The organism is Candidatus Bipolaricaulota bacterium (genome assembly GCA_021159055.1).
Taxonomy (GTDB): Bacteria; Bipolaricaulota; Bipolaricaulia; order UBA7950; family UBA9294; genus S016-54.
On record JAGGSO010000130.1, the window covers coordinates 1 to 2975 of the forward strand.

Here is a 2975-nt window from a genome sequence, read left to right on the forward strand (position 1 = left end):
GTTGCAGGGAATGGGGTAGCGATCTCGCCGTCGGTGCGGGAAGTAAACGAAGAGCATGGTGCCAAGACCTCTCTCCAGGCCCTGTAATGCCCTTTAAACGGCAACTTAAATTTACAACTGGAGTAGAAGATGGGTTATATGCTCGGCGCAAAAGGTCTGTAATTTATCGGAGTCCTCGCCTATTTTCCTTTGCGACCGCGATTTAATATAATTACCCGTGATGGCGAAGAGACGAAAGCAACAAAGTCGAAGAAAGCAAGCTCCCGCGTTACCGCGGTTTAATATCACCGTTGACCGGGTGTTCGTGTATGCGATCGCCGCGGTCGTGTTCATCATTCCCCTCTTTATCTGGCCCGGCGAGACGGAGTACGGTTACGGAAAGACGATTATCATGTTCCTTGTTGTCTCGGCTCTCCTTGTTGCCTGGGCGATTCGAAGCGCCATTAAAGGAGAGTGGAGGATCCGGCTTCCGTGGCTTGTGTACCCGGCGGGATTCCTCCTCCTCGTCGGCCTCCTTTCGATGATCAACGCGGTCAACGGCCGTGTCGTGGTCCAAAGCCTCGCTGTCTTTCTGTATTTTCTCCTCTTCTACCTGATTGTGGCAAATGCGGTCAAGGAGAAGCGGGACGTCACCGTCATCCTTTACGCCCTCCTCATTTCCTCATTCCTCGCCTCTTTGTACGGGCTCCTCCAGTACCTGGGGGTGATGCGCGGTGCGACCGGCGGACACGGTTTGGGCGAGATCATCTCCACGATGGGAAACCGCAACTACCTCGGGGGCTTCCTCGCCTACCTCCTCTTCCCCACGGTGATCCTCGTCGTACGCCTGCGTTCGCGGATCCTGCGGGCGATCGCGATCCCGCTCATCTCGTTCAACTTCGGGATGGCGATGCTCGTGAACCAGACCGGGATTCGCGTCGCGCTCATCGTCGCCGCGATCGGGGTGATCATCGGATGGGCGATCTTCCGCCCGGTGGAGCCACTGCGCCGCAACCGCGCCTGGCTGATCGCCCTTCTCATTGTGCTTGCGTTCACCTTCCTTGTCGAGGCCCCGTCCGGCCCGCTCAACTCGGTCGTCGGGCTCTCCGCCACCAAGGGCTCGTCCTGGATCGGCCGGCTGTGGGCCGCGAACGCGGGAAAGACGCGAGCCTGGGACTGGTGGGTCGGCTACGAGATGTTCAGGGACCATCCCCTCCTCGGGGTCGGGCTGGGGAACTACAAGCTCAACTTCATCCCGTACAAGGCGAAGTTCCTCGCCACCCCCCAGGGGAAGAATTACAACTTCTACATCCCCCGCGCCGCCCAGGCGCACAACGAGTACGTGCAGTTGCTCGCGGAGCTCGGGATCCTCGGAATCATCGGATTGGTCGGGTTGATCGGGATGATCGCCTATTCCCTTTGGACCATTCTATCCCGCAACCGCGACGAGGCCGACCGGTTCGACCTTCTCTTGCTGACCGGCGGGGTGATCACCTTCCTCATCCACGGGTTGGTGAGCTTTCCCGCTCACCTCCCCGCCTCGAGCCTCGCTCTTGTCACCATCCTTGGGATTGCGACCTCGCGCGCCTACGGCGACGCGGTGCAAACGACCGTCGTGCTCAGGCGGAACCCGCTTCGCGCGACGGCGGTCGTCGCGGTCGCGTTCGCTCTCATGGTTTCGGTGATCGCGGTGGGTGACTATTCCGCCGATTTCCTGTTCCAGGCCGGGCTGCGGCAACTGCAGCTTGGGCAGACGAACCTCGCGATCGAGACGCTCAACCGGAGCATCGCGCTCGACTTCTGCCCCCGCCAGGCGTACTACTACCGGGCGATGGGAGAGCTGCAGCAGGGGAAGTACAAGGACGCCCTTGCTGACCTCGAGCGCTGCCGCACCCGGTTCGTCACCGAGCAGGTGTACCTGAACATCGCCAACATCGCGGTCAACCTCGGCGATACGAAGACGGCCAAGGAAAACGTCGCCCTCCTTCTTGCCACCCATCCGGACAAGGATACGGTACGGCAGGCACATTATCTCGAGGGGATCATCGCCATCCGGGAGAAGGACTATCAGAAAGCCCGCGATATCCTGAACGCATTGCTGAAGGAGAGCCCCGATTTCGAGCGGGCGTACATCGCACGCGGTGATCTGTACCGGATCCAGGGATACACAGAAACAGCGCGGAAGGATTACGAGAAGGCCCTCGCCCTGATCGAGAAGAAGCTCTCCCAGACTCAGAAGAAACTCTCCTCTACCACCCGGTTCACGGCGGAGGAGTACAGCCGGCTGCGCAGCGAGATCAACCTGTTGCAGCAGGAGAAGAAAGCGGTGGAGGCGAGCCTCTCCCGCCTGCCGTGATCGGTTGCGTACCCTTCCCCTCAGTGGTATAGTAGGAGCGTCAGGGGAGCCCGTGCTTGGGCTGAGAGGAGGTACGACCTCGACCCTTCGAACCTGATCTGGGTAATGCCAGCGTAGGGACGTCCAATCATCCCGCGGCCCAGAGGACGCGAACGGGTCGGAACAAGGATGCGGGAATCCGAGATCATCGCGCTGATCCGGGAACGGATCGCGGCAGCAGGGGATGATGCCGCTGTCCTTCCGTTTCGGGATACCAACTTGGTCCTCACCACCGATATGCTCCACCGCCGCACCGACTTCCCGGCCGGGGCGAGCCCGTACGTAATCGGCTGGAGGGCGGTCGCGGTCTCCCTGTCCGACTTGGCGGCGATGGGAGCGCGGCCGCTCGGGGTGCTCCTCGCCCTTGGGGACCCGGACCTCGAATCCGGATTGGTGAACGGGATCCTGCACGGGGCGATCGCCTGCTGCGCGAGCGCAGGGACGACCCTCGTCGGTGGGGACACCGACCGCCATCAGGAGCTGACCCTGGTGAGCTCCGCCGTCGGGGAAGCGGCGCGGCCGGTCCGACGGCGCGGAGCGCGGGTCGGGGACGCGGTATGTGTCACCGGCGATCTCGGTCGCACCCAGGCCGCTCTGCGGC

Annotated in this window: 2 protein-coding genes and 1 riboswitch; both genes read left to right on the forward strand. The window is 61.9% G+C overall.

Going from position 1 to position 2975, the window contains the following annotated elements; translation table 11 throughout:
• The first annotated feature begins 298 nt into the window (after window positions 1-298).
• Window positions 299-2335, forward strand: coding sequence for an O-antigen ligase family protein (locus tag J7J55_06635; protein MCD6142376.1), 2037 nt, complete (start codon window positions 299-301; stop codon window positions 2333-2335).
• A gap of 32 nt (window positions 2336-2367) precedes the next feature.
• A riboswitch (TPP riboswitch) is annotated at window positions 2368-2470 on the forward strand.
• Between the two features lie 33 nt (window positions 2471-2503).
• The coding region (locus J7J55_06640) for a thiamine-monophosphate kinase (GenBank protein ID MCD6142377.1) at window positions 2504-2975 on the forward strand (472 nt) is incomplete at its 3' end.